This is a genomic window from Geodermatophilus sp. TF02-6 (assembly GCF_003319115.1).
Lineage (GTDB): Bacteria > Actinomycetota > Actinomycetes > Mycobacteriales > Geodermatophilaceae > Geodermatophilus.
Genome location: NZ_QOHF01000008.1, coordinates 132,676 through 154,835 on the forward strand (window position 1 = coordinate 132,676; position 22,160 = coordinate 154,835).

Below are 22,160 nucleotides of genomic sequence, written 5' to 3' on the forward strand. Positions count from 1 at the left end.
TGCCTCCCAGCTTCCCCGACGGCTGCCTACCGTGGAGTCGTGAGCAAGGCCGAGCTGAACGCGGAGATCCGCGATTTCCTGAGCACCCGGCGCGCCCGGATCACCCCCGAGCAGGCCGGCCTGCCGGCCTACGGCGGCAACCGCCGGGTCAAGGGCCTGCGCCGCGAAGAAGTGGCGATGCTCGCCGGCGTGTCGGTCGACTACTACGTGCGTATGGAGCGGGGCGGCCTCGCCGGCGCCTCGGAGAGCGTGCTCAACGCCCTGGCCGAGGCCCTGCGGCTAGACGAGGCCGAGCGTGACCACCTGTTCGCCCTCGCCCGGGAGAGCGGTGCACACAGCGCCCAGCGCAAGCGGGCCACGCCGACCGCGGTCCGCCCGGCCGTCCAACAGGTCCTGGACGCGATGGCCGATGCCCCGGCCTGGGTGCGCAACGGCCGGCACGACATCGTGGCGATGAACCAGCTGGCGCGGGCCCTGTACTCCCCCGTCCTGGCCGCCCCTCGTCGTCCGGCAAACACCACCCGCTTCGTCTACCTCAACTCGGAAGCGGCGCGGGAGTTCTTCGTCGACTACGACCGGATCGCCAACGACGCCGCCGCCATGCTCCGGCTGGAAGCGGGCAAGAACCCTGGGGACAAGGCGCTCATCGAGTTGGTGGGCGAGCTGTCCACCCGCTCGGAGCTGTTCCGCCGACGGTGGGCCCAGCACGACGTCAAGTTCCACCGCAGCGGCCAGAAGCGGCTACGCCACCCCGTCGTCGGCCAGCTCGACCTGGACTTCGAGTCGATGGAGTTGCCCTCAGCACCCGGGCTGACGATGAACGTGTACACCGCCGCCACCGGCACGCCGAGTGCCGATGGCCTCAAGCTGCTCGCCTCCTGGGCTGCCTCGCAGGAACACCTGCCCACCGAGGCCGCCGCGGCACCCACCGCCTGAGCGGCACAGCGAGGACGGACGGCCGTCTTCTCAACGGCCAGCACCCCCCCGGTTCCGCCTGGTCCTCGCCGCTGCCACAGAAGCAGCGGGGTCCGGTATCCGACCATGACCCCACGCGCAACGACCTCGTCCGGTCCTCCGCGCTACTACCGCAGCCAGGAGGACCAGGACTCCACGCAGGAGAAGTCACCCGCCGTCCTCGCCGCTGCCATCGGAGCAACGAGGACCAAGGCGCAGACGGTGAGGCACCAGCGAGTGCCCTGCCCGCGGTCCCCGATGCTGCCATCGCAGCCGGGAGGACCCGGGGCCGTCGGGTTCCCACGGCGAGCAACCGACCGACCGGTCCTCGGCGCTGCGCTCGCAGTAGCGAGGACCCCGCTGGCCTGACCGCGACTGACGCGGACGTCGACGTCGGGCCTCGATGCTGGCGACGAATGCACGGGCACCGGCCGCCGGCACGTGTCCGTCCGCGGCGCTGCCCACGGTGCCGCCCCCCGCCGGCGGGTAGCCGGCCGAGCCCTGGAGGCTCCTGTGCTGTTCCTGCCAGCAACCGGCGGCGCGGTGGTCATGGTGTGCGACGAGATCTGCCTCGTCGCGGTGGTCGACCGTCTTCCCGCTGCCGAGCCGATGTTCGTCCCTGAGCTGGGCGTGTGCTGTACCTGCTACGCCTGCTCGCTCACCGTCCCCGGGACTGCGTGTGCATGCGCACGGTTCGAGGTCAGCTGCAGTCGGCCGTCATGGCTGCTGACGTCTCAAGCGGTCGATGCGTTGGCCACCATCCAGGATGCCGGTGGCCCCACGGACATCGACGAGTCGGGGTGGCAGCAGCTGCTGGCTCTTGGTGACCAGTTCTGGATCGGCGGCGTGGTGGCCCTTCTGTGGGTGCGGCATCAGCAGGGCTGAACTCCGATGTTGCTCAGCGCTTGCGCCCGGCCACCACGCCCCCACGGTGACGCCGCGGTGGACGTGCGCCACCCCCGCGGGACAGCGGGGGGTCGTCCTCCGCGCCGCGGCGACCCATGGAGGGTCCCGTGTCATACCAATCCATCCGCGCGGTCCCGGCGCGGCGGCTCCCCGGAGACGCCGCCCATCGCGACCGCGACCTGCGCCGACTGCTCGCCGTGTGGCGAGCCCTCGGCGCCCGGTACATCGCCGCGCAGGCGCACGGCGGCGCCGATGAGCTGGAGCTCGCCGACGCACTGGCCGGCATCGAGCACGCTCTGGAGGTTCGGCACCCGGCGGCCTGGCAGGCGCTGCAGGGAGATCTGCACGTCGCCCTGGTCGAGGCGGAGCACTCCGGTGACGCCGTCACACCGTCGTCGGACTGTGTGGTCTGCCGGCGGATCTCGGACGGCCTGCCCATCTCGATCGGGCAGCCGGTCCGGCTGACGGAGGAGGCGCGATGACCGCCGTCCCCGTTCAGCGGTCCCGCTCCGGGGGCGTCACGGTCAACGGCGACGTGCTCGAGATCCAGCACCTGCGGGTCGCGCATCCGGAGACGGTCACGCTCGCCCGCCATGTGCTCGCCAAGCACGGGCCCGCGGCGCTGGCCGACGACGTCGCCACCGCCGTCGTCATCGGGATGATCGCCGGCCGGCTGCAGCGCAGCACCGGCGACACCACCGCGGTGATGGAGCGCGCCCTCGCGGGCTTCGACGAGGCGGTGCAGGCACGCGCGACGGCCACCGTCGCGCAGCTCGATGGCCTGCTCGCCCGGGTCGACGCCACCGAAGCCGCCACCCGGCAGGCCGCAACGGACGTGCTGGCCGCGCTCCCCACCCGGATCGAGCAGGGCCTGACCGCCGTACTCGCCGGCGGCGCCGGGAACGTCCGCGAGGCCGTCCGACAGTCCGTCGCCACGGCGCAGGCTGAGGCGCTGGCCCAGCTCGAACGGGTCGTGCGCTCGCACACCGCCGAGGTGCGCAGCGTCGTCAGCACCGAGAACCCCAGCTCGCCGATCGCGGCGTTGCGCCGGGATCTCACCGCGACCGTCGAGAACACCCGACGGGAGCTGGTCGAAGGACTCGCCGCAGTGCGCGCGCTGGTACAGGCCGATCAGGCCCAGGCCGCGGCGCGCAGCAAGTCCAGTGCTGCGGGGAAGGACTTCGAGGACGCCGTCGCCGACATCGTCGACGAGTGGGCGAAGGCCACCGGCGACTGCGTCGAGCACGTCGGTGCTCACCCGGGAGCCGGCACCACGAGGAAGACCGGGGACGTCGTGGTCCGCGTGCTCTCGTCCGGCAGCAACCAGCCGACGATCGCCATCGAGGCGAAGCGGCGGGCGAGGGCGCTCACGGCGCGGCAGCACCGCGAGGAGCTGGCCGAGGCCATGCGGGTTCGCCGCGCACGGGCCGCCCTCGCGGTCGTCCCGACGCCGGACCAGGTGCCGGGGCCGGGCCGATTCACCGGGTCGACCCCAACGCCTGGGTCGTCTCCGCCGACGACCCCGAGCTGCTCCGGCTGGTGCTCGCCGTCGTCCGGGAGCTCACCCTCCTGGCGACGGCACAGAGCGACGGTGATCCTGCCGTTGACCTGGGTCGGGCCCAGACCGCGATCGGTCATGGGGTCCAGCTTCTGTCCCGATTCGACGAGGTCACGAAGCACACCGGTGCCGCCGAGCGCGCGCTGACCGGGATCCGCAGCACTGCGGACAGCCTGCGGGCGGCGCTGGCGGCGCAGTTGCAGGAAGCCGCCCGCGCGCTGCAGGCCAAGGCCTAGACGCCACGTGGGGGGAGGAGCGACAGCTCCTCCCCCCACGTTCATGTGCATGCGGGCCTGGGTGACCGCGCCGGTTCTACCCGATCGGCTCCTCGACCCGTTCGTTGCCGCGCCATACCTGGGCCACATGGGCAACGGAGAACACCCGTGGCCCCATCGCCGTGTGCGCAATGACGGCGTGCAGTTCTCCGCGGTCATGGCTTGGGTCGTGCCCGCGCAAGAAGATCTTCTCGGCGTAGATGGTTGTCACCAGCGCGGCGTCCATCGCGGCCAGCGCGGCATGCAGCGCGCCCCGCCGGATGAAGATGCCCGCCGTGCCTCGACAGCTGGGCGTATCGGAGGCGAAGGTCACGACCTGCCCATCGGCGCACCATGCGTGCTCGGCCTCGTAGGCGCCGAGGCGCAGTCGATCCGCGTCTGGACCGGGCGCCGCGCACCATCCGGCCCGCAGCGCCGTGCACAGTTGTGGCGCCGGCAAGAGCACGGCTCCGTAGTCCCGGTTGGAGAAGTCCTTGTCCGCCCGGTTGGCGCAGGACACCGTGGCTGGCGCGACCTCGACCGTTGACCCGCCGACGTCCAGCGTCGTCCACCCGCCCGGGGTCCGGTACTCGTCGAAGACCTGCTGCAGCAGGCGCGGCCACCGCTCGATGTCGGGGTAGCCCTTCAGGAAGGGCGCGTGCGGATGAACCGACTCCGGTTCCCGGACGGTGTCCCAGCGCTGCCGCGCCGCCCAGCCCAGCACGAGGTCTACCTGGGACGCAGGCACCAACATCGACTTCAAGTGGACGGGCAACTGCCTGCGGTCCTGCTGCCACGAGGACCCCGGCGCCCCCGGCTGCATCGGTACCCGCCAGGTGGTCGCGAACTCGAGGACAGTCCAGGCATCGCCATGGCCGTCGGTGACCGACGCCAGCGACATGGGGTCCGGCATGTCGGTGGTGTCGCGGAGCCAGTCCTCGTCCGCTCCCCCCACGTGGAGTTCGTGGTGGTCTCCGGCAAGCCACCAGGCCGCGCGCCGGACCGTGCTGAGTTGCTGCGCGCGCAGGCGACCGGCCGCACTGTCGTCCGGCGGCTGGTCCCCCCGCAACGTGCTGGTGGGGTCCAGATCCTCGACATAGCCGAGCTGCCAGGGGCCGTCGTACGCAACGGGGGTGTCAGACCAGAACTGCTGCACCGTGCAGTGGTCGGCGAGGTGACCGGCGACCTCGAAGAAGGCGATCCACGCGTACTTCTCGGCGTACCGCTCGACCTCTGCGGCACGCCTGCTGCCGACCTCGGCGAGGTTTCGGTCGATCGTGCCGAACTCCTGCCGGTTCCAGCCCAGCTCCAGCACACGGCGAGCGATCCAGCGGCCGACGAGGTCGGCATCGGGCCGCACCGGCTTGTCCCGGGCGCCGGCTGCCTGCCGCGCCAGGCGCTCCAGGTCCTCCAGCTGGGGTCGCAGCTCCTTGGGGGCCAGCGGGATGAGCTCCTGCCAGCCGCGGATCTGCCGCCTGGCGTCGGCCTCGCCCAGCAACGCGTCGACCCGGCGCGCCAGATCCGCGTGCTGCCGCAGCCCGGGGTTGAGCTGCTCGAACGTGCGGTTGCGGCGACGGGTCAGCCCGGCGCGGCGCGCGGCCTGCAACCGCCCCTGGCCCGGCAGGACGAAGTCGTCCACCAGGTGGCGGATCGTCTTCTCCTCGAAGTCCATGCCGAACTCGCTCACCGCGGTCAGGTACCGGCTGGGCCGGCGCTCGTACGCGGTGGCCAGTGCACGGTGTAACGGAGCGACGAGCGGCCATGGGCTGGAGTACGGAGGCCGCGCCGCCGTCAGGTCCCGGTCAAGGGTTTCACCGTGGCCGCGCAGCGTCGCGTCGATGACCTCGACGGCGGTCCGGGCGTAGTGCCGCGTCAGCAGGTGGGTCGGCACTGCCGTGCCGAAGACGATGTCGAAGACCGCACGCCCGAGCTCGAGGAGTCCGCCCCGCGCCTCGGTGTCGAGCCGGTCGTGGGCGTGGCGCACGGCGTGGCCGCAGGCGACGGCGATCACCCGCTCGACGACGTACGGGGCGTCTACGCCGTCGAGGCCGCGGATCAGCCGGGTCAGCGCCATCGGGTGATCGCTGGTCAGGTGCAGCAGGGCCTTCGTTGCAGTGTCCCTGATGCGCCTGTTGGGGCTGGTCAGCAGCCAGAAGAGCAAGGTCGCGGTGAGCTCCACGACGTCAGCGCCGACCGTCGAGGGGCACGACCACGCCCAGTCGATCGTGCGGGAGACGGGGTTGCCCTCCTCGTCAGCGATGAACAGGACGTCGCGGGACCACAGCAAGTCGCGCTCGGCCAGGCGCATGCCGCGCAGCGCCCGGTCGAGCCGGTGCACGTTGAGCGGATGGCCGGGGACGCACGCGACCGTCAGCAACAGGGCCAGCCATTGGGTGGCGTCGATGGCGCGGGCGTCGAGGTATCCCTGCAGCAGCTCGAGCGCGGCGTCGTCGAGCGTGGCCGGGTCGCGCCACACGAGGGTGGCGAAGAAGGCGTCGGCAAGGAGGTTGGACAGCAGTCGCTGGTCATCCGTTGCCGCATCGTGGGATGGGTCCAGCTCCAGCAACACCGCCAGTTCGACGTCGCGTCGCTCCCCGGTGAGCAACACGAGGGCCTCCAACAGCCCTCGGCGGCGCCACGGGACGCCGTCCGCGCAGAGGTCCAGAACGGCGGAGCGCAGATCGACGTTTTCGGGATGCCGCGCGAGCAGCGTTTCGGCTCGGACGTGGTCGGCCATGCGCTGGTAGGTGACGCGGATCCGATCGGACGGCTCAGCCTGAGCCCCGTGGCTGACTCGCTCCCGCAGCAGGAGGCCCTCGGCGACCATCGCGTTGAGCAGCGAGCGGCTGGCCCGGGGCTCGGGGTGGATGGTCTGGCAGAGGTCCCGAGCCGTTTCGTAGGGCAGGTGCTCGTCGTCTGCGTCGAGAAGTGCCTCGGCGAGCGCGGTGACCGCGCGCTGCACGATGTGATCGCTGACTTCCCGGTCGAGTCGCTGGGGCCGGGACACCGCCGCGTTGGCCGCCGTGAGCAACCCGTCGAAGACCCAGCTGAGGCTGACCGCCTCCCGCGGGATGGCGTCGTGCCCGCGGGCGCGGACCGACCGGCACAGGCTCCGGAGGAACAGCGGGTTGGTCAGCTCAGGCAGCATGGGTGGGAAGTCCGGCAGGCGCAGTCCGTAGTGAGCGGCGTACCGGTGCAGCGCCTCCTCCTCGTGGCCGGCCAGTCCCCGGTGGATCACCTCGGTGACCCGCAACTCCGCGGGAGGTAGGACTTCGCGGCGGTAGGTGTCGCGGACCGTGAGCACGACCGCCACCCACGGGTAGGCGGCGCAGTCGGCGAGGAACCCAGCCAGCTGGTCCCGCCACAGGTCCGCGCCGGCGCCCTCGTTGATCGCGTCGACGATCAGCAGCGCGCGGCCCTCTCCACGCACCCGCGCGGCGACACTCAGCGTGGCGAGCAGGTCGCGTCCGCTGAGGGCGAGGTCGAGCTGGCCGAGCAGCTGGGGCCAGACGTTCCCGCCTACCAGGTGCTGACCCAGCAACAGCAGGGTGGGATGTCCGCGGTCCACGCGTCGGCGGGCGCCGTCGGCGACCAAGTGGCTCTTGCCGCAGCCCGCGGGACCGGTGAAGAGCAACGCCGCCTCCGCCGCGGCCCGCGCCGCGTCGGAGGTCAGCAGAGTCCGCGCGTGGACGACGGCGTCCTGAGCGCGGGCAAGGCGTGCCCGGAGTTCGTAGAGGCGCCGTCGGGTGCCGGCCTCCGGGTCGTCGGCGCGGGCCGTCGGTCGGATCCCCCGTCCCTTGCGGGCGGCAGGGGGCCGCGCAGGAGTCACCGGGAGAGCGTTGAGCTCCGTCTCGGTGGTCGTGTCGATCTCGTCGAGTGCGCGTGACACGTCGTCGAGAGCGGCGACCAGATCAGCCACGACGGTGTCGTCAGGCTCGGTCAGCCGCGGGGAGCCAGCCCGCAGCGTCTGCGCGAGCGCGGTGGCCGTCGCTGTTGCCCGGTCGACGCCATTCTCGCGTTCGTCTGGGGCAGCGCCTGCGTCGACCAGCCGGCGGGCCGCCGTCGCGGCCTCCTCGACGGCCTCGGCGACTCGGGCGGCGAACGCCGGCGTTCGGGCCACCGCCTCCAGGTAGTCGCCGAGGTCCACGTCGACGTGGACCTCGGGGTCGTACCGCTCACCCAGGTTGGCGATCTCCCGCTCGACCTGATGGCGGAAGAAGTCGACCGTGAACAGGGTCTCGTCGAAGAAGTAGCGGACGGCACCCGCATGTCGGTCGAGCTGCAACGCCGCCAGCACGTCGCTGTGCCCGAGGTAGACGATCTCGATCGTACGGCCACGGTTCTCGGCCTCGTTGCGTCACCGCTCCGCGGCGCGGTTCCACTTTTCCAGGGCGCTGATTCGGCCCGGTATGACCGCGGCACTCCGGTCGATCGGCAGGATGTAGGCGTACCGGGTGAGGGTGGGGGTGTTCTCCAGGGCGTCGAAGAAGCTCCGGCGCATCTGCTGGAGAGCGGAGTCGTCGAGCTCGTCGAGGTACTTCGCCTGCCACGCCCAGAGGCCGTCACCCCGGCCAGTCGGCGCCGGACACGAGAACTCGATGCCGCCGTCGGGAGCAGCGCGCCTCTCCAGCTGAGCGTGGACGGGCAGGCGCTCGATGTCCGGCACGAGGAGATACGTGAGTTCTTCCCACGCCCGGTGCTGACTGCCCTCGTGCTCACGGATGCGATCGAAGTCGATCCTCGGAAGCGGGAGCTGCACTGGCGTCCTTCGACGACGGGATGGGACTCCGCATGATCTTCCTACGCGACGCCCGGTCCTCGTTCAGGTCGTCCGCCGCCGCTCTACCGATCCCCCACCGGGGACGCAACGGTTTGGCGCGGATCAGGGGGTCAACAGCGTCTCGGCGTCGAGGACTCGAAGCTCGACGTTCTCCGCCGCGCACACCTGTTCGAGCCGGGCGCGCAGCGCTTCGTCGACGGTGCCGAACGTCGCCGCGACGTGCACGTCTGCGCCGAAGCGGACGCTGTTGCGGACGTCGCTTTCGACGTCGGTGAAGCCCGCAGGCTGCTTCTTCACCTCGCCGGCGTAGACCTTCGTGCCGCCCCAGCCCAGGAGGTCCACCTCGAACTCCTCGTCGGGACCGACGAACTGCGCTCCGGCTACGAGGTGAAGCCCTTCCGACTGAAGAACGGCAGCGGCCGCGAGCACGGGGAGACCCCCATTCCTGCTGATCAGACGCATCACCGGGGCGAGCAGGTAGTACAGCCGGGGTTCCCCATGATATCCGACGTCGTACACGGCCTGGGCGCCGCACGCTCGGCAGGTCACCTGGGCCGCGGCGTCGTCGAGCTGCCGGAGGTCGTGGGCGTCGCAGAGGGTGCAGTCCGCGCGCAACCCCCTCTGGACATGACCCCGGTCCACCAGTTCCGCCAGAGCCGCTGCAACGCGCGATGCTGGCACCGCCGACGCCGGCGGCGGCAGGTTGGACGCCAGGTCATGGAGGGTCCGCGGCTGGGGCGGGCGGAGCGTGGCGAGCATCGCGAGCACGGACTCGCGGTCGGGCGCATCGAGCTTCTGCAGTTCGCGCTTGACCCTGCGGGTGTCGTCGGGCGTGAGGGCGTCTATGACCGACACGACCACCGGGTCCCGGTAGAGCTCCAGCTGGCCGGCTTCCCGTGCGAGCACGGCCCGCAGCTGCCGGGCCTTGTCTGAGGGCTCGTAGGGCAGGGCGACGGCCGCCTTCAGCACCTGCTCCGGTGAGGGCACGGCGAGGGGAAGCTCGTAGCGGCGTTGCAGCCAAGATCGCAGCCGTAGGGCATCACCCGTCCACGTGGCCCTCGCATCGAAGAGCTCGGCGACGGCGGGTCGTCGAGGGACGTCGAAGAGCTTCGAGCGCAACCGCAGGTCTACCCGCTGGCCGGTGAACGCGGGCGCGAAGGACAGCGGTCCCAGGAACGTCACCGTGGTCCGCGGTCGGTAGAGAGCCGTCGTCTGGTCGGTTGCGGCCCCAACATGCCTTGCGCCGCTCCAGAACTGCCGGGGGTCGCCGTTGATGACGGCTGTCGGCTCCACCGCCTGCGTGCGGAACAGGCCTTCCTTCCACTCCGTGCCCTCGTGAGGGGAGATGCCGATCACCGACTTGAGCAGAGTCTCCAGGTCCGCGCGCGGCAACGAGGCGCTGACCACGGACAAGGACGGCGTGCCGCGGGCGGTCTGCCGGACCAACTCCACCAGGGCGTCTCGGTTCGGCAGCACCTGGTCGTAGCCGAGGAGCAGCGAGGCGCCCTCCTCTCCGGGGCGCATGGCCCGGGCGTTCCAGAACCACAGCAGGTCCTCGAAGGTCGCCTCAGCGCCCACCACGTACAGCAGAACCAGGGACTTCGCGAACGGCGCTTCCGCGTACAGGGTGGTCAGCCCATGCACGGTGTCGTCGATGACGCTGCTGCCCCGACCTGGGCCTCGAAGAAGTTGGCGTCCGTGACGGAGCGAAGCTCGGCACCGAACTTCGCCCAGCTGTCGAGTTCCTCGCGGGTCGCCAGACGGCCGACGGCCGCGACCTGGAAGGCGTTCTCCGCGCCGGCCTCGATGAACATCCGGCCGTCGAGTTCCGCCAGCGTGTGACTGACCAGGGCGGACGGCGCCCACTGCCGGGCGTCCTCGAGCGGACGGGCGGCTTCCACACGGACTGGCCGACCCTCGTGTGATCGAACGGAGCCGGCCGCGGTGAGCTTCCCGGTGAAGTCGATGACGGTCGTGACGTCCAGGACGTCCAGGAGCTGCAGCCCGCCTGCGGCGTCGGTGGCGTCTCCGCTCTTCTCGACCATCAGCAGGGGGAACCGGCGGCCGCCCCACATGCTGCTCGCGGCGCGCATGGCCGTCGTCATCTGGTCGAGGTCGTCCTCAGCGACGGCCAAGGCCAAGTGCTCCAGGCCGAGTTCGAAGCGGATCCGCTCCTGCCGCACGAACTCGTCGACGCTCGCCGCACCATCAGGGGCTCCTTCGACGGAGTGAGAACGGCAGCTCCATCACGCAGTAGGGCCGGGCTCGTCTGAGCCCGGCCCTACTATGTGCTGGTCATCCGTAGCGCCGACCACGTGCGTTTCGCACGCGGTCGGCCCCAGTGGAGCTGAGGGGACTCGAACCCCGGACCCCCCACACTGCCAGGGCGGCTGAGGGGGGTCCGGGGCGGTGCGCCAGAGTTCATCTACGCAGGTCAGGAGGGGACATCGTCGTCGGCGGACTCCAGCGGACGACCATGAACACCATTGTTGGGCCACCATGGTGGCACCACACGGCAGCCGCCTGACCGACCATTGAGCCTGTCCGAAAATTTGGCTGGGTGCGGCTGGGGGGGAGCCCGGGCAGTGCGTGTGTATGCCTACAGAGCTCCTCCCCGGGCTCCGGGACCTATCTTGCACGCTCAACGTGTCGATCGACCTGTTGTGGTACCTGATCGCGGTGTTGGGTCCGCGCTGGCGCGGTGAGCACCCACAGCGCCGGCGGGGACGCCGACGCGCGTCGTTCGTCGATCTGCTCGCCGGCACGCTGGTCTACCTGCGCCAAAGCACCAGTTTCCGCGCCGCCGCTGCGGCGGCCCACCTGCCGCGCTCGACCCTGCACGACGCCTTCGGCCCGATCGTGGCCATGATCGCCGAGCTGGGCATCTGCCAGGCCGACGGAACTCTGCTGCGCGAGGAAGACCTCCAGCAGTGGTGTGCGGAGATGGCCGAACACGGAGAGCTGGTGCTGCTCGATGGCACCGCCACCCGCTGCCCCCGGCCCGGTGCCAGCTGGGCGGCGCAGAAGCCGATGTGGGACGCCAAGCATCGCTGTCACGCGACCAACACCGAGACGTTGACCACCGAACACGGTGACCTGCTGGCCGTGCACGGCGGCTGGCCCGGCTCGGTGCCCGAGGCCGACCAGGCGCGCCATTCGAGCTTCATCGGCGCCGTGCTGGCCTCCGAGGTGGCGATCGTCACCGACGCCGGCTTCCGCTCCGCCCGCGCCGATCTGCACGTGATCTGTCGGGCCGGCAACCACAAGACGCCCCAGCCCGGCGACCGCGAGATCACCCGAGCACGGGCGGAGAACGAACGCCCGCACGCGCTGCTGAAGTCCTGGCGGATCATGGATCGCACCCGGATCACGCCGCTGGTCAAGATTCACGCCATCACCAGCGCCGTCCTGGTCGGGCTGCAGACCTACGGCCACCGCCGACCGGACTGGCCCTGAACCAATTCTCGGACAGGCTCATTGAGCGCCGCCTGCGCGCCGATGATCGGACGGCCTCTCGCCTCGGGGGCTCGTGATGGGCTCACCTGGACAATGCAAGGCGATCTGGTCATACTCGTGACCATGACGACGCTGTCGCTGGCGGACGCCAAGGCGCACCTGTCTGCCCTGGTGGCCCGGGTCAGTCGCCAGCACGAGCGGGTCTACGTGACGGTGCACGGCAAGCCCTCGGCCGTCCTGGTGGCCACGGAGGACCTCGAGTCGCTGGAGGAGACGATCGAGATCCTGGCCGAGGCCGACACGATGCGGCGGCTGCACGCCTCGGATGCCGAGCTGGCCCGCGGCGAGGTCGAGACGCGCGAGGAGCTGGACGCGGCCATGCGCCGCCGCCTCGGCTCCGGTACGTGACCGAGCAGGCAGCGCCCTACGACCTGGCGATCACGCCGACCGCCCGCCGCCAGCTCACCGACAACCTGCCGGAGGCGGTCGCCGCGGCCGCGTACGAGTTCATCACCGGCCCACTGCTGGGCAACCCGCACCGGGTCGGCAAGCAGCTCCGTCCTCCACTGGAGGACCGGCACAGCGCGCGCCGCGGCACCTACCGGGTCATCTACCGCATCGACGACGACATCCACACGGTGACCGTCGTCGATGTCGCCCACCGCCGAGATGCGTATCGCTCCGGCCGTTGACCACCTGTCGCAGAGTTGCTGCGCAGAACAGCACCCGCGACCGCTTGACCCCCAGCCGTCGGCCGCGGTTTCACGGACGTCCACCACAGTGCATCCATCCCGGTCAACCGGCATGCGGAACCACGGCGAACCCTGACGAACCGACCCGAACGGCGTCCAATGGTGGTCACGAGATGGCGAGGGCGCCCCCACGCGAGCTCCCACCCACCTGGACGTCTCCGAGATCACGGGGCATCACACCTCATCCCCAAGGGCGACTGCGGCACATGTGCCCGTGCCGGGGCGTGAGGTATCGGACAGGTCGGGCACCGCTGCACCGGCGGAGGGCGTGGTCAGGGCGCTGTCAGCGGCGCCCAGACGGGTGCTCTCTTCTCCACGAAGGCCAGCGCCCCCTCGCGCGCGTCGGCCGAGGCGAGGACCTGCTCCAGCAGGGCGTCCTGGTGTGACCAGAGCGCGTCGCCCGGCATCGGCAGTGCGGCGAGCAGCACCGACTTGCTGGCGGCCACCGCGCTCGGCGAGTTGGCGGCGATCTCCGCCGCCAGTTCCCGGGCCCGTGCCACGGCGCCGCCGTCGGCGACCACGGCGTTGACCAACCCCCATCGCGCGGCCTCTTGAGCGGACAGCTGCCGGCCGGTGAAGGCGATCTCGGCGGCCACCGCCCGCGGCAGGTGCGTGGCCAGGGCGACCAGCCCGCCGGATCCCGCCATCAGACCCCGGCTCACCTCGGGGATCCCGAAGCGGGCACCCTCAGCGGCCACCACCATGTCGCAGGCCAGTGCCACCTCGAACCCACCGGCGAGCGCATATCCCTCGACGGCCGCGATCACCGGCTTGCGGGTCGGCTGCCGCGTCAGCCCGAGGAGGCCGCCGCCCTCGGCCCCGACCGCCTCTCCGCGGCTGAACGCCTTGAGATCCATCCCCGCGCAGAAGTGGCCACCGGCGCCGGTCAGGACGGCGATCGACAGGCCCGGGTCGTCGTCGAAGTCCCGGAACGCCGCGGCAGCCGCCCGGGAGAGCGCCGCGTCGATCGCGTTGCGCACGTGCGGCCGGTTCAGGGTGATCGTCAGGACCGGGCCGTCGACGGCGGTGAGGACGCAGCCGTCCGCGGAGGGCGTGGACACAGTTCCTCCAGGTTCCTCGGGCCGTCCGGAAAGTCGTGGGGAGGACCGTAGCCGAGGGCCACCCCGCGCAGTCAACACCTTGGTTGACGCCACTGCGAGGTCGTCGATACGGTCCGGAGCACCCGTCGCTGCACCGAGGAGTCCCATGGCCCGCACCTCGCTGGACGCCACGCTGCTCGTCGACCGGGCCGATCACCACAGCGACCTCCGGAAGAGCGTCGCCGCGCTGGTGAGCGACTTCGGCCGGCCCTACTTCCAGGGGAAGGTCCGCACCGACGAGAAGCAGGCCGAGCTCTGGGCGGCGCTCGGCGACGCGGGCTTCCTCGGCGTCCACATCCCCGAGGAGTTCGGCGGCGGAGGCGGCGGGTTGGGTGATCTCAACGTCGTCGTCGAGGAGGTCGCGGCACAGGGCTGCCCGATGCTCTCGCTGGTCATCAACTCCATCTGCGCCCCCATGATCGAGCGGTTCGGTTCCGCGGAGATGAAGCACGAGTGGCTGCCGGCACTCGCCGACGGCAGCCGGAAGATGTCGTTCGCGATCACCGAGCCCGACGCCGGGTCGAACACGCACAACGTCTCGACGACCGCGCGCCCCGACGGCGACGGCTGGGCGCTCAGCGGGACCAAGTACTGGACGTCGGCCATCGACGAGGCCGACGCCGTGCTCGTGGTCGCCCGCAACTCCGACACCGGGAGCGACGGCCGCCACCCGCTGTCGCTGTTCGTCGTCCCGACGTCGACACCGGGCATCGTGACGCAGCGGATCGACGCTGCCCTCCAGGTACCGGAGAAGCAGTTCACCGTGTTCTTCGAGGACGTCCGGCTGGGCCCCGAGTCGCTGGTCGGACGCAGCGGCGAGGGCCTGCGCCAGGTCTTCGTCGGCCTCAACCCGGAGCGGGTGGCCGCCGCCGCGCTCAACAACGGGATCGCCCGGTTCGCCCTCGACCAGGCTGCCCGGTACGCACAGGACCGCGTCGTCGGGAAGACGCCGATCGGTGCCCACCAGGGGGTGGCCCATCCGCTGGCCGAGGCCTACGTGCAGGTGCAGATGGCCCGGCTGATGACCGCCCGCGCCGCGGAGCTGTACGACGCCGGCCAGGACGCCGCCGAGGCCGCCAACATGGCGAAGTTCGCAGCGGCGGACGCCTCCCTCGTCGCACTCGACCGGGCCATCCAGGTGCACGGCGGGAACGGGCTCTCCAACGAGTACGGGCTCGCCGACCTCTGGTTCATCGCCCGTCTGCACAAGACCGCTCCCGTGAGCCGGGAGATGATCCTCAACTACGTGGCCCAGCACAGCCTGGGCCTGCCGAAGAGCTACTGAGCGCGGCCACGGTGAGCGCGACGACCGTGAGCACGACGGTCACCACCCTCGGCGGGGGCATCGGGGCGCAGGCGGTCCTGCGCCCCGATGCCCCGGCGGTGACCCACGACGGCACCACGGTCACCTTCGCCGAGCTCGACCGGGCCGGCAGCGCGGCGGCCCTCGCGCTGGTCGGGGCCGGGGTTCGGCCGGGTGACCGGGTCGCCGTCCTCGCGCAGACCGGGCTCGAGTACGTCGAGCTGCTGCTGGCCTGCGCCCGCGCGGGAGCCGTTGCCGTCACCCTGAACTGGCGGCTGTCCCGCCCCGAGATCGCCGACATCCTCCAGGATGCCGAGCCGGTCCTCGTGTGCACCGCAGCCGAGTTCACGCCGCTGGTCGAGGACTGCGCCGTCCCGGTCGTGCTGCTCGGCCCGTCCTACCGTTCCTGGGTGGCGGCGACCGACGCCCCGGGCGACGTGCCGGGGAGCCGTCCGTCCGACGTCGCCGCCCTTCTGTACACGTCCGGGACCACGGGGCGGCCGAAGGGCGTGGTGCTCACCCACGAGGCCGTCGGCCACGCGCGCCGACTGGCCGGCGAGGTGTACGACTTCGGGGCCGGCGACACGATGCTGGTCGCGATGCCGCTGTTCCACGTCGGCGGGCTGGCCCACCTGGTGGGGCCGCTCCTCCAGGGCGGGCACGCGGTCCTCATGGCCCAGCCGCGGCCGGTCGAGGTGCTCCGGACCATCGAGCGGCACCGGGTGACCCACGCCTTCTTCGTCCCCACGGTCATCCAGTCGTTGCTGGCCGTCCCGGAGGTCGAGCAGATCGACCTGTCCGGCCTCCGCCGGGTCGTCTACGGCGCGGCGCCCATCAGCGAAACGGTGCTCCTCCGCGCGATGGCGACCCTCCGCTGCGAGTTCCAGCACGCCTACGGGCTGACCGAGGCGGGCGGGACGGTCACCTCGCTCCCGCCGGAGGACCACGACCCCGGCGGGCCCCGCGCCGGCCTGCTGCGGTCGTGCGGCCGGCCGGTCCCGTGGGCCGAGGTGGCCCTGTTCGACCCGGCGTCCGGCCGGCCGACCCCTCCGGGGGACGTGGGCGAGCTGTGGGTCCGCTCGTCGGCCACCATGACCGCGTACTGGAGGCGCCCCGGGGAGACCGCCTCAGTGCTGACGGACGACAGCTGGCTGCGGACCGGGGACGCGGCGTCCCAGGACAGCGACGGCTACGTCGTCATCCACGACCGGTACAAGGACATGATCATCTCAGGCGGCGAGAACGTGTACCCGGCAGAGGTCGACCGCGTGCTCTCCCGCCACCCCGCGGTGTCGGAGGTTGCCGTGATCGGTGTTCCGCACGCGACGTGGGGCGAGACCGTGCGGGCAGTGGTCGTCCTGGAGGAGGGGGCGTCGGCCACCGGCGAGGAGCTCATCGCGTTCGCGCGGCAGACCCTGGCGCACTACAAGTGCCCCACCTCGGTCGACTTCGTCGGCACGCTGCCGCGCAACGCCTCCGGCAAGATCCTCAAGGGTGAGCTCCGCGCTCGGCACCGCGGCTCGGCACGGGGCGGTCGGCAGGACGTCGACGGGACCGCAGGACCGACGTGAGGACTGGCTGATGAGCGCGACGACCCTCGACCCCGCCCTCCCCCCGGCGTCCCTGCAGGAGGTGAGCGACGGCGTCTACGCCTACGTCCAGCCGGACGGCACCTGGTGGATCAACAACACCGGCCTCCTCGTCGGCAGTCAGGGCGCGACCAGCGTCGACAGTTGCGCGACGGAGCGGCGCACCCGCGCGTATCTCGACGCCATCCGCGACGTGACGCCACGGCCGGTACGGACGCTGATCAACACGCACCACCACGGCGACCACACCCATGGCAACTGGTTGTTCGAGGACGCCACCGTCGTCGGGCACGAGGACACGCGGACCGGCGTCCTGGCGTCCGGCGTCATGGCCACGCAGGAGTTCTGGACACCTTTCGACTTCGGGGAGGTCCGGCTGGCACCGCCGTTCCTGACGTACACCGACGGCGTCACGCTTTGGGTGGACGACCTGCGCTGCGAGGTCCGGCACGTCGGCACGCCGGCGCACACCACCAACGACTCGGTCGTCTGGATCCCCGAGCGCCGCACGCTCTTCGCCGGCGACCTGCTCTTCGCGGGCGGTACACCGTTCCTGGTCATGGGGTCGCTCGCCGGCGCGATCGAGGTGCTGGAACAGGTGGTCGCCCCACTGGGCGCCGAGACGATCGTCCCCGGGCACGGCCCCGTCTCCGGACCGGGCGTGGTCGACGACGTGCTCGGCTACCTGCGCTGGCTGGACGGCGTCGCACGGGACGCCCACGCCGCCGGCGTCCCGCCCCTGGAGGCCGCACGCGGCACCGACCTCGGTCCCTACGCGGACTGGAGCGACGCCGAGCGCCTCGTCGGCAACCTGCACCGCGCCTACGCCGAGCTCGACGGAGCGGCGCGCGGCGCCCGCATCGACGTCGACGCGGCCCTCACGGACATGGTCGCCTACAACGGCGGCCGGCCCCTGACCTGCCGGGCCTGACGTGCGGTTCGCCACCTACCTCTCACCGCGCGACGGCGCCGACCACGTTGCGCTGGTCGTGGACGGCGCTCTGCACGGCCTGCCCGACCGCCGGCTCGCCGATCTGCTGGCCCCCGACCGGCTGGCCGACGCCGCCGAGCGCGCGCTGCGGGCCCCGGTCGAGGTCCTGGCCGAGGGAACCGTGCTACTGCGCGCTCCGATCCCCGAGCCCCCGTCGATCCGGGACTTCATGGCGTTCGAGCAGCACGTGGTCACGGCGAGCGCCGCGCTCGGCCGGGAGATGCACCCCGACTGGTACGAGCTCCCGGTCTTCTACTTCACGAACCCCGCGGCGGTGTGCGGCCCGGCGGACGAGGTGCCCGTCTCCCCCGGCTCGACGGCCTTCGACTACGAGCTCGAGGTCGGCATCGTCGTGGGCACCCCCGGCCGGGACCTCGACCCCGCCACGGCCGAGGAGCACGTCGCCGGCTACACGATCTTCTGCGACTGGAGCGCCCGGGACCTGCAGGCTCGCGAGATGGCCCTGGGGCTGGGCCCGGCCAAGGGCAAGGACGGCGCCACGAGCCTCGGCCCGTACCTGGTCACCCCCGACGAGCTCGCCGGCCACGGCGGGGCCACCGCCCCCGACCTCGGCATGCGCGCCCTCGTCAACGGCGAGCTCTGGAGCAGTGGGCGGCTCTCGGACCTGTACTGGTCGGTCGGCCAGCTGCTGGCCTACGCCTCGCGCGGGACCGAGCTCCGGGCCGGCGACGTCTTGGGCACCGGCACCGTGGGCACCGGGTGCATCCTCGAGCTGTCCGCCGTCCACGGCGCCGACGCGCGCCCGTACCTCCGGCCGGGCGACCGGGTGCGGCTCGAGGTGGACCTGCTCGGGGCGATCGAGGCCGTCATCGCGCCGGCCGCTCCGGTCCGCCCCTTGCGCTGAAGCCGCCCCGCGGCGCACCATGCCATTGTCAACTGCAGTGTTGACGGAGCTCCCCCGGCGGCAGCCGGACTCCCGAACCGAGAGGAGTCGCCAGATGCGCGACGCAATCATCGTGGAGGCGGTGCGCACGCCGGTCGGCAAGCGCAACGGCGGCCTGTCGGGCATCCACCCGACCGACCTGTCCGCCCATGTCCTCGAGTCGCTGGTCGCGCGCGCCGGCCTGGACCCGGTGCACGTGGACGACGTCGTCTGGGGGTGCGTGTCGCAGGTCGGCGAGCAGACCTACGACATCGCCCGCAACGCCGTCCTGGCCGCGGGCTGGCCGGAGAGCGTGCCCGGGACCACCGTCGACCGCCAGTGCGGCTCCTCCCAGCAGGCGGTGCACTTCGCCGCCGCAGGCCTGGTGGCCGGGCACTACGACGTCGTCGTGGCCGGCGGGGTCGAGTCGATGAGCCGGGTGCCGATGGGCCTTTCGCTGGCCGACCAGAGCCCGCTCGGCGAGCGCTTCCTGGACCGCTACGGCGTCTTCCCGAACCAGGGCATCGGCGCCGAGCTGATCGCCGAGGCGTGGGGCCTGTCCCGCACGCAGCTGGACGAGTTCGCGCTGCGCTCGCACGAGCGCGCCGCCACCGCCCAGGACGAGGGTCGCTTCACCGCCCAGATCGCGCCCGTGACCACCCCCGACGGCACCGTCGTGCAGGTCGACGAGGGCGTCCGCCGGGGCGGCACGGTCGAGGCCCTCGCCGGCCTGAAGACGCCGTTCAAGCCCGACGGCGTGATCAGCGCCGGCAACGCCAGCCAGATCTCCGACGGCTCGGCGGCGCTGCTCATGACCACGAGCGAGAAGGCGCGGGAGCTCGGCCTGACGCCGATCGCCCGCGTCCACAGCGTGGCGCTGGCCGGCGACGACCCGATCAAGATGCTCACCGCGCCCATCCCGGCGACCCGCAAGGTGCTCGACCGCAGCGGCCTCCGGCTGGACGAGATCGGCGTCTTCGAGATCAACGAGGCGTTCGCCTCCGTGCCGCTCGCCTGGCTGCACGACATCGGCGCGGACGACAAGGCCGTCAACCCGCTCGGCGGCGCGATCGCCCTCGGACACCCCCTGGGCGGCAGCGGCGCCCGGATCATGACGACGATGGTCCACCACATGCGCGACGAGCAGATCCGCTACGGGCTGCAGTCGATGTGCGAGGGCGGCGGCCAGGCCAACGCCACCATCCTCGAGCTGCTGTGAGCGAGCGGGGCGGGGGTGCGCGCACCCCCGCCCCGCTCAGCCCAGCAGGTCCCGCAGCCGGGCCCCGAGACGCTCGGTCAACTCACCGGCCTGCGCCAGGACGCCGGCCATCCACCAGAAGCCGTGCACGGCGCCGTGGACCCGGACCACCTCGACCTCGACCCCGGCCGCTCGCAGCCGGTCGCCGTAGGCCTCGCCCTCGTCCCGGAGCGGATCGAACTCCGGCACGACGATCGTCGCGGCCGGCAGGCCCCCCAGCTCGGTGGCCAGCAGCGGCGCCGCCCGCGGATCGGACGCGTCGGCGGGGTCGGCCAGGTAGTGGTCCCAGAACCAGTCCAGCGACCCTCGCGTCAGCAGGTACCCCTCGCCGTTCTCGACGAGCGACGCCGAGGCACTGCCCCGGGTCGGGGCGAGCGTCGGGTAGAGCAGCAGCTGGTGGGCGATCGGGGGTCCGCCCCCGGCGACGAGCTGCTGGACGGCGGCGGCCGCCAGGTTCCCGCCCGCGCTGTCACCGGCGACCACCAGCCGGCCCGGATCGGCACCGAGCTCGGCGGCGTGGCCGGCCAGCCACCGCACGGAGTCCAGCGCGTCCTCGAGCGGGGCGGGGAACGGGCTCTCCGGCGCCAGCCGGTACTCCACCGACGCGACGACGCACCGAGCGGAACGGGCGAGGAGCCGGCACGGCCGGTCGGCCACGGCGACGCTGCCGGTGACGAAGCCCCCGCCGTGGAAGTACACGACCAGGGGCAGCTCCTGCCCTGGCTCGGGGCGGTAGACCCGCACCGGGAGCCGGCCGGAGCGGCCGGGGACGAGCAGGTCGCGGACGGAGGGGAGCTCGATGCGCGGACCCTGGAGGCGGGTGGAGCCGGCCACCACCGCCCTCGCCTCCAGCACGCTGAGCCGGTCGTAGGGCTGGACGCCCGCTGCGTCGAACTGCGCCAGCAGTGCCCGCGCCTCCGGATGGAGCTGTCCGGGCCACGTCATCCCTGCCACGGTCTCGTCCACGCCACCTCCTCCGACCGACCGAGGACCCGGCCACCGCGATCGCTCACCTGTCCCGGACGACCACAGCACGCCGGAGCCGGCCCGCTCCGGGACCGGCCCCAGAGCGCCGCGCGATCGACGTGCGCGGGTCAGCGCGACCCGGGTGCGTCGAAGGTGAGGGGAAGGGACGTCATCCGCCGCGTCATCCCGGCCTCGAAGTGCGGCTGGAACCCCGGCTGGATCTGGAAGTCGGGCACCCGATCGAGGAACTGCTCGAGCGCCACACGGATGTTCATCCGGGCGAACTCGGGCCCGAGGCAGCGGTGCCGGCCGGTCGCGAACGTCAGGTGCCTGTTCGACTCGCGGTAGAGGTCGACGACCTCCGGTCGGTCGATGACCGCCGGGTCGCGGTTGGCGCCGCCGAGGTTGTACCAGACGAAGTCGCCCTTGGTCATGCGCACGCCGGCGAGCTCCGTGTCACCGGTCAGTCGCCGGCCGACCATGGGGGCCGGGACGAAGATGCGCAGGAACTCCTCGATCGCCCGCGGGATCAGGGAGCGGTCGGACACCAGGCGGTCCCGGTCCTCGGGGTGCGAGGCGAGGTGGTAGACGGCGCCGGTGACGACCGCCCCGGTGGTGACCAGCCCGGCAGCGGTCACCTGCATGAGGGCCGACGCCCGTTCCCCCATCGAGAACGGCCGCCCGTCCGGGTACTCGAAGTGCAGGATGGCGTCCACGATGTCGTCGCGCCGGGGCTCGCTCCTGCGCTGCTCGAGGAACCGACTGACGTACTGGTGCGTGGCTATCCAGTTCTCCGTCCGCTCCTGCATGGAGCCGGCGGTCAGCGCGGCTTGGAAGGCCCTCTGGAGGAAGGGCATGTCCTCCACCGGCATGTTCGCCACGGCCTGGCAGAAGGACCGGCAGGACAGCGGGTCGGCGAACTGGGCGACGAGGTCGACCTCGCCGTCGGCCAGGAAGGTGTCGATGAGGCCGTCGATGATCCTGCGGATCTCCGACTCGTGGACGGCGATGGCCTCCTTCGTGAAGAAGCGGTCCCAGGAATGGCGCAGCCAGGCGTGCTCGGGCTGGTCCATCTCGTTCGGCCGCAACATCTCCTCGGACTTCGGGAAGTAGTTCTTGCCCCGGATGCCGGTGCCGCTGGAGAACAGATCCGACTCCAGGAGCACGCGCTTCACGTCGGCGTAGCGGCTCACCACGTACTCGCCGTCGACCGTCCGGGCCACCGGGCAGTGCTCGACGAGGTCGACCGCGATCTCGTCGAAGTCGTCGCCGAAGGCCGGAGCGGTCATGTCGAACCGGTCGTGCCACTCCGCATGCGGGCAGACCCGGCTCTCGATCGAGGGATCAGCCACCACAACGGCCTCCTAGGACTGTGATCCAGATAACAGTGACGCGACCCTAGGGGCGCCT

19 protein-coding genes are annotated in these 22,160 nt (G+C 71.9%); 12 read left to right on the plus strand and 7 right to left on the minus strand.

Annotation, left to right across the window (positions count from 1 at the left end; all coding sequences use genetic code 11):
- Positions 1 to 39: 39 nt before the first annotated feature.
- The 4 genes from DQ238_RS09620 to DQ238_RS09635 all read left to right on the plus strand — a co-directional run bounded on the left by DQ238_RS09620 (position 40) and on the right by DQ238_RS09635 (position 3,565).
- On the plus strand, positions 40 to 936 hold the full coding sequence (locus DQ238_RS09620) for a helix-turn-helix transcriptional regulator (protein WP_199506230.1): 897 nt from the start codon (positions 40 to 42) through the stop codon (positions 934 to 936).
- A gap of 531 nt (positions 937 to 1,467) precedes the next feature.
- A complete protein-coding gene (locus DQ238_RS09625; RefSeq protein WP_113781063.1) occupies positions 1,468 to 1,839 on the plus strand; it encodes a hypothetical protein in 372 nt (123 codons plus the stop codon).
- Between the two features lie 128 nt (positions 1,840 to 1,967).
- Positions 1,968 to 2,342 (plus strand): hypothetical protein, encoded by a 375-nt coding sequence (locus DQ238_RS09630; RefSeq protein WP_147263039.1) that lies wholly within the window; start codon positions 1,968 to 1,970, stop codon positions 2,340 to 2,342.
- A complete protein-coding gene (locus DQ238_RS09635; protein WP_113781065.1) occupies positions 2,339 to 3,565 on the plus strand; it encodes a hypothetical protein in 1,227 nt (408 codons plus the stop codon). The genes DQ238_RS09630 and DQ238_RS09635 overlap by 4 nt, the downstream gene beginning before the upstream one ends.
- A gap of 165 nt (positions 3,566 to 3,730) precedes the next feature.
- Here DQ238_RS09635 and DQ238_RS09640 read toward each other — a convergent pair whose 3' ends face one another.
- The 4 genes from DQ238_RS09640 to DQ238_RS09655 all read right to left on the minus strand — a co-directional run bounded on the left by DQ238_RS09640 (position 3,731) and on the right by DQ238_RS09655 (position 10,635).
- A complete protein-coding gene (locus DQ238_RS09640; protein ID WP_113781066.1) occupies positions 3,731 to 7,969 on the minus strand; it encodes a hypothetical protein in 4,239 nt (1,412 codons plus the stop codon).
- 60 nt (positions 7,970 to 8,029) lie between these two features.
- Entirely contained in the window at positions 8,030 to 8,431 is a 402-nt protein-coding gene (locus tag DQ238_RS09645) for a hypothetical protein (protein ID WP_113781067.1), read from the minus strand.
- 123 nt (positions 8,432 to 8,554) lie between these two features.
- Positions 8,555 to 10,096 (minus strand): hypothetical protein, encoded by a 1,542-nt coding sequence (locus tag DQ238_RS09650; RefSeq protein ID WP_113781068.1) that lies wholly within the window; start codon positions 10,094 to 10,096, stop codon positions 8,555 to 8,557.
- A complete protein-coding gene (locus DQ238_RS09655; protein ID WP_113781069.1) occupies positions 10,084 to 10,635 on the minus strand; it encodes a hypothetical protein in 552 nt (183 codons plus the stop codon). Before DQ238_RS09655 ends, DQ238_RS09650 begins: the two co-directional genes overlap by 13 nt.
- Positions 10,636 to 11,098: 463 nt before the next feature.
- On the opposite strand from DQ238_RS09655, the gene DQ238_RS09660 reads away from it, so the two are divergent.
- From DQ238_RS09660 to DQ238_RS09670, 3 genes are all read left to right on the plus strand, one after another.
- A complete protein-coding gene (locus DQ238_RS09660; protein ID WP_158550749.1) occupies positions 11,099 to 11,908 on the plus strand; it encodes a transposase family protein in 810 nt (269 codons plus the stop codon).
- A gap of 123 nt (positions 11,909 to 12,031) precedes the next feature.
- Complete coding sequence (locus DQ238_RS09665) at positions 12,032 to 12,316, plus strand: type II toxin-antitoxin system Phd/YefM family antitoxin (RefSeq protein WP_113781113.1); 285 nt, start codon at positions 12,032 to 12,034, stop codon at positions 12,314 to 12,316.
- Positions 12,313 to 12,600 carry a type II toxin-antitoxin system RelE/ParE family toxin gene (locus DQ238_RS09670; RefSeq protein ID WP_113781071.1) on the plus strand — a complete coding sequence of 96 codons (288 nt, stop codon included), beginning with the start codon at positions 12,313 to 12,315 and terminating at the stop codon, positions 12,598 to 12,600. The genes DQ238_RS09665 and DQ238_RS09670 overlap by 4 nt, the downstream gene beginning before the upstream one ends.
- A 332-nt stretch (positions 12,601 to 12,932) precedes the next feature.
- Here the strand turns inward: DQ238_RS09670 and DQ238_RS09675 are convergent, their stop codons facing one another.
- A complete protein-coding gene (locus DQ238_RS09675; protein ID WP_233495852.1) occupies positions 12,933 to 13,721 on the minus strand; it encodes a crotonase/enoyl-CoA hydratase family protein in 789 nt (262 codons plus the stop codon).
- Positions 13,722 to 13,866: 145 nt separating this feature from the next.
- Between DQ238_RS09675 and DQ238_RS09680 the strand changes: the two genes are divergently transcribed.
- From DQ238_RS09680 to DQ238_RS09700, 5 genes are all read left to right on the plus strand, one after another.
- A complete protein-coding gene (locus DQ238_RS09680; protein ID WP_113781073.1) occupies positions 13,867 to 15,045 on the plus strand; it encodes an acyl-CoA dehydrogenase family protein in 1,179 nt (392 codons plus the stop codon).
- Positions 15,046 to 15,071: 26 nt separating this feature from the next.
- Entirely contained in the window at positions 15,072 to 16,634 is a 1,563-nt protein-coding gene (locus tag DQ238_RS09685; RefSeq protein ID WP_199506231.1) for an AMP-binding protein, read from the plus strand.
- A gap of 10 nt (positions 16,635 to 16,644) precedes the next feature.
- The gene (locus DQ238_RS09690; RefSeq protein ID WP_113781074.1) at positions 16,645 to 17,583 is read left to right on the plus strand and encodes an MBL fold metallo-hydrolase; all 939 of its coding nucleotides are present in this window, start codon (positions 16,645 to 16,647) and stop codon (positions 17,581 to 17,583) included.
- A gap of 1 nt (position 17,584) precedes the next feature.
- Positions 17,585 to 18,508 (plus strand): fumarylacetoacetate hydrolase family protein, encoded by a 924-nt coding sequence (locus tag DQ238_RS09695; protein WP_199506232.1) that lies wholly within the window; start codon positions 17,585 to 17,587, stop codon positions 18,506 to 18,508.
- A gap of 94 nt (positions 18,509 to 18,602) precedes the next feature.
- Complete coding sequence (locus tag DQ238_RS09700) at positions 18,603 to 19,745, plus strand: thiolase family protein (RefSeq protein ID WP_113781075.1); 1,143 nt, start codon at positions 18,603 to 18,605, stop codon at positions 19,743 to 19,745.
- A 36-nt stretch (positions 19,746 to 19,781) separates the two neighbouring features.
- Here DQ238_RS09700 and DQ238_RS09705 read toward each other — a convergent pair whose 3' ends face one another.
- A complete protein-coding gene (locus tag DQ238_RS09705) occupies positions 19,782 to 20,750 on the minus strand; it encodes an alpha/beta hydrolase (protein WP_199506233.1) in 969 nt (322 codons plus the stop codon).
- Between the two features lie 128 nt (positions 20,751 to 20,878).
- Positions 20,879 to 22,102: a cytochrome P450 gene (locus DQ238_RS09710; RefSeq protein ID WP_147263040.1), complete on the minus strand. Its 1,224-nt coding sequence runs from the start codon at positions 22,100 to 22,102 to the stop codon at positions 20,879 to 20,881.
- Positions 22,103 to 22,160 lie beyond the last annotated feature (58 nt).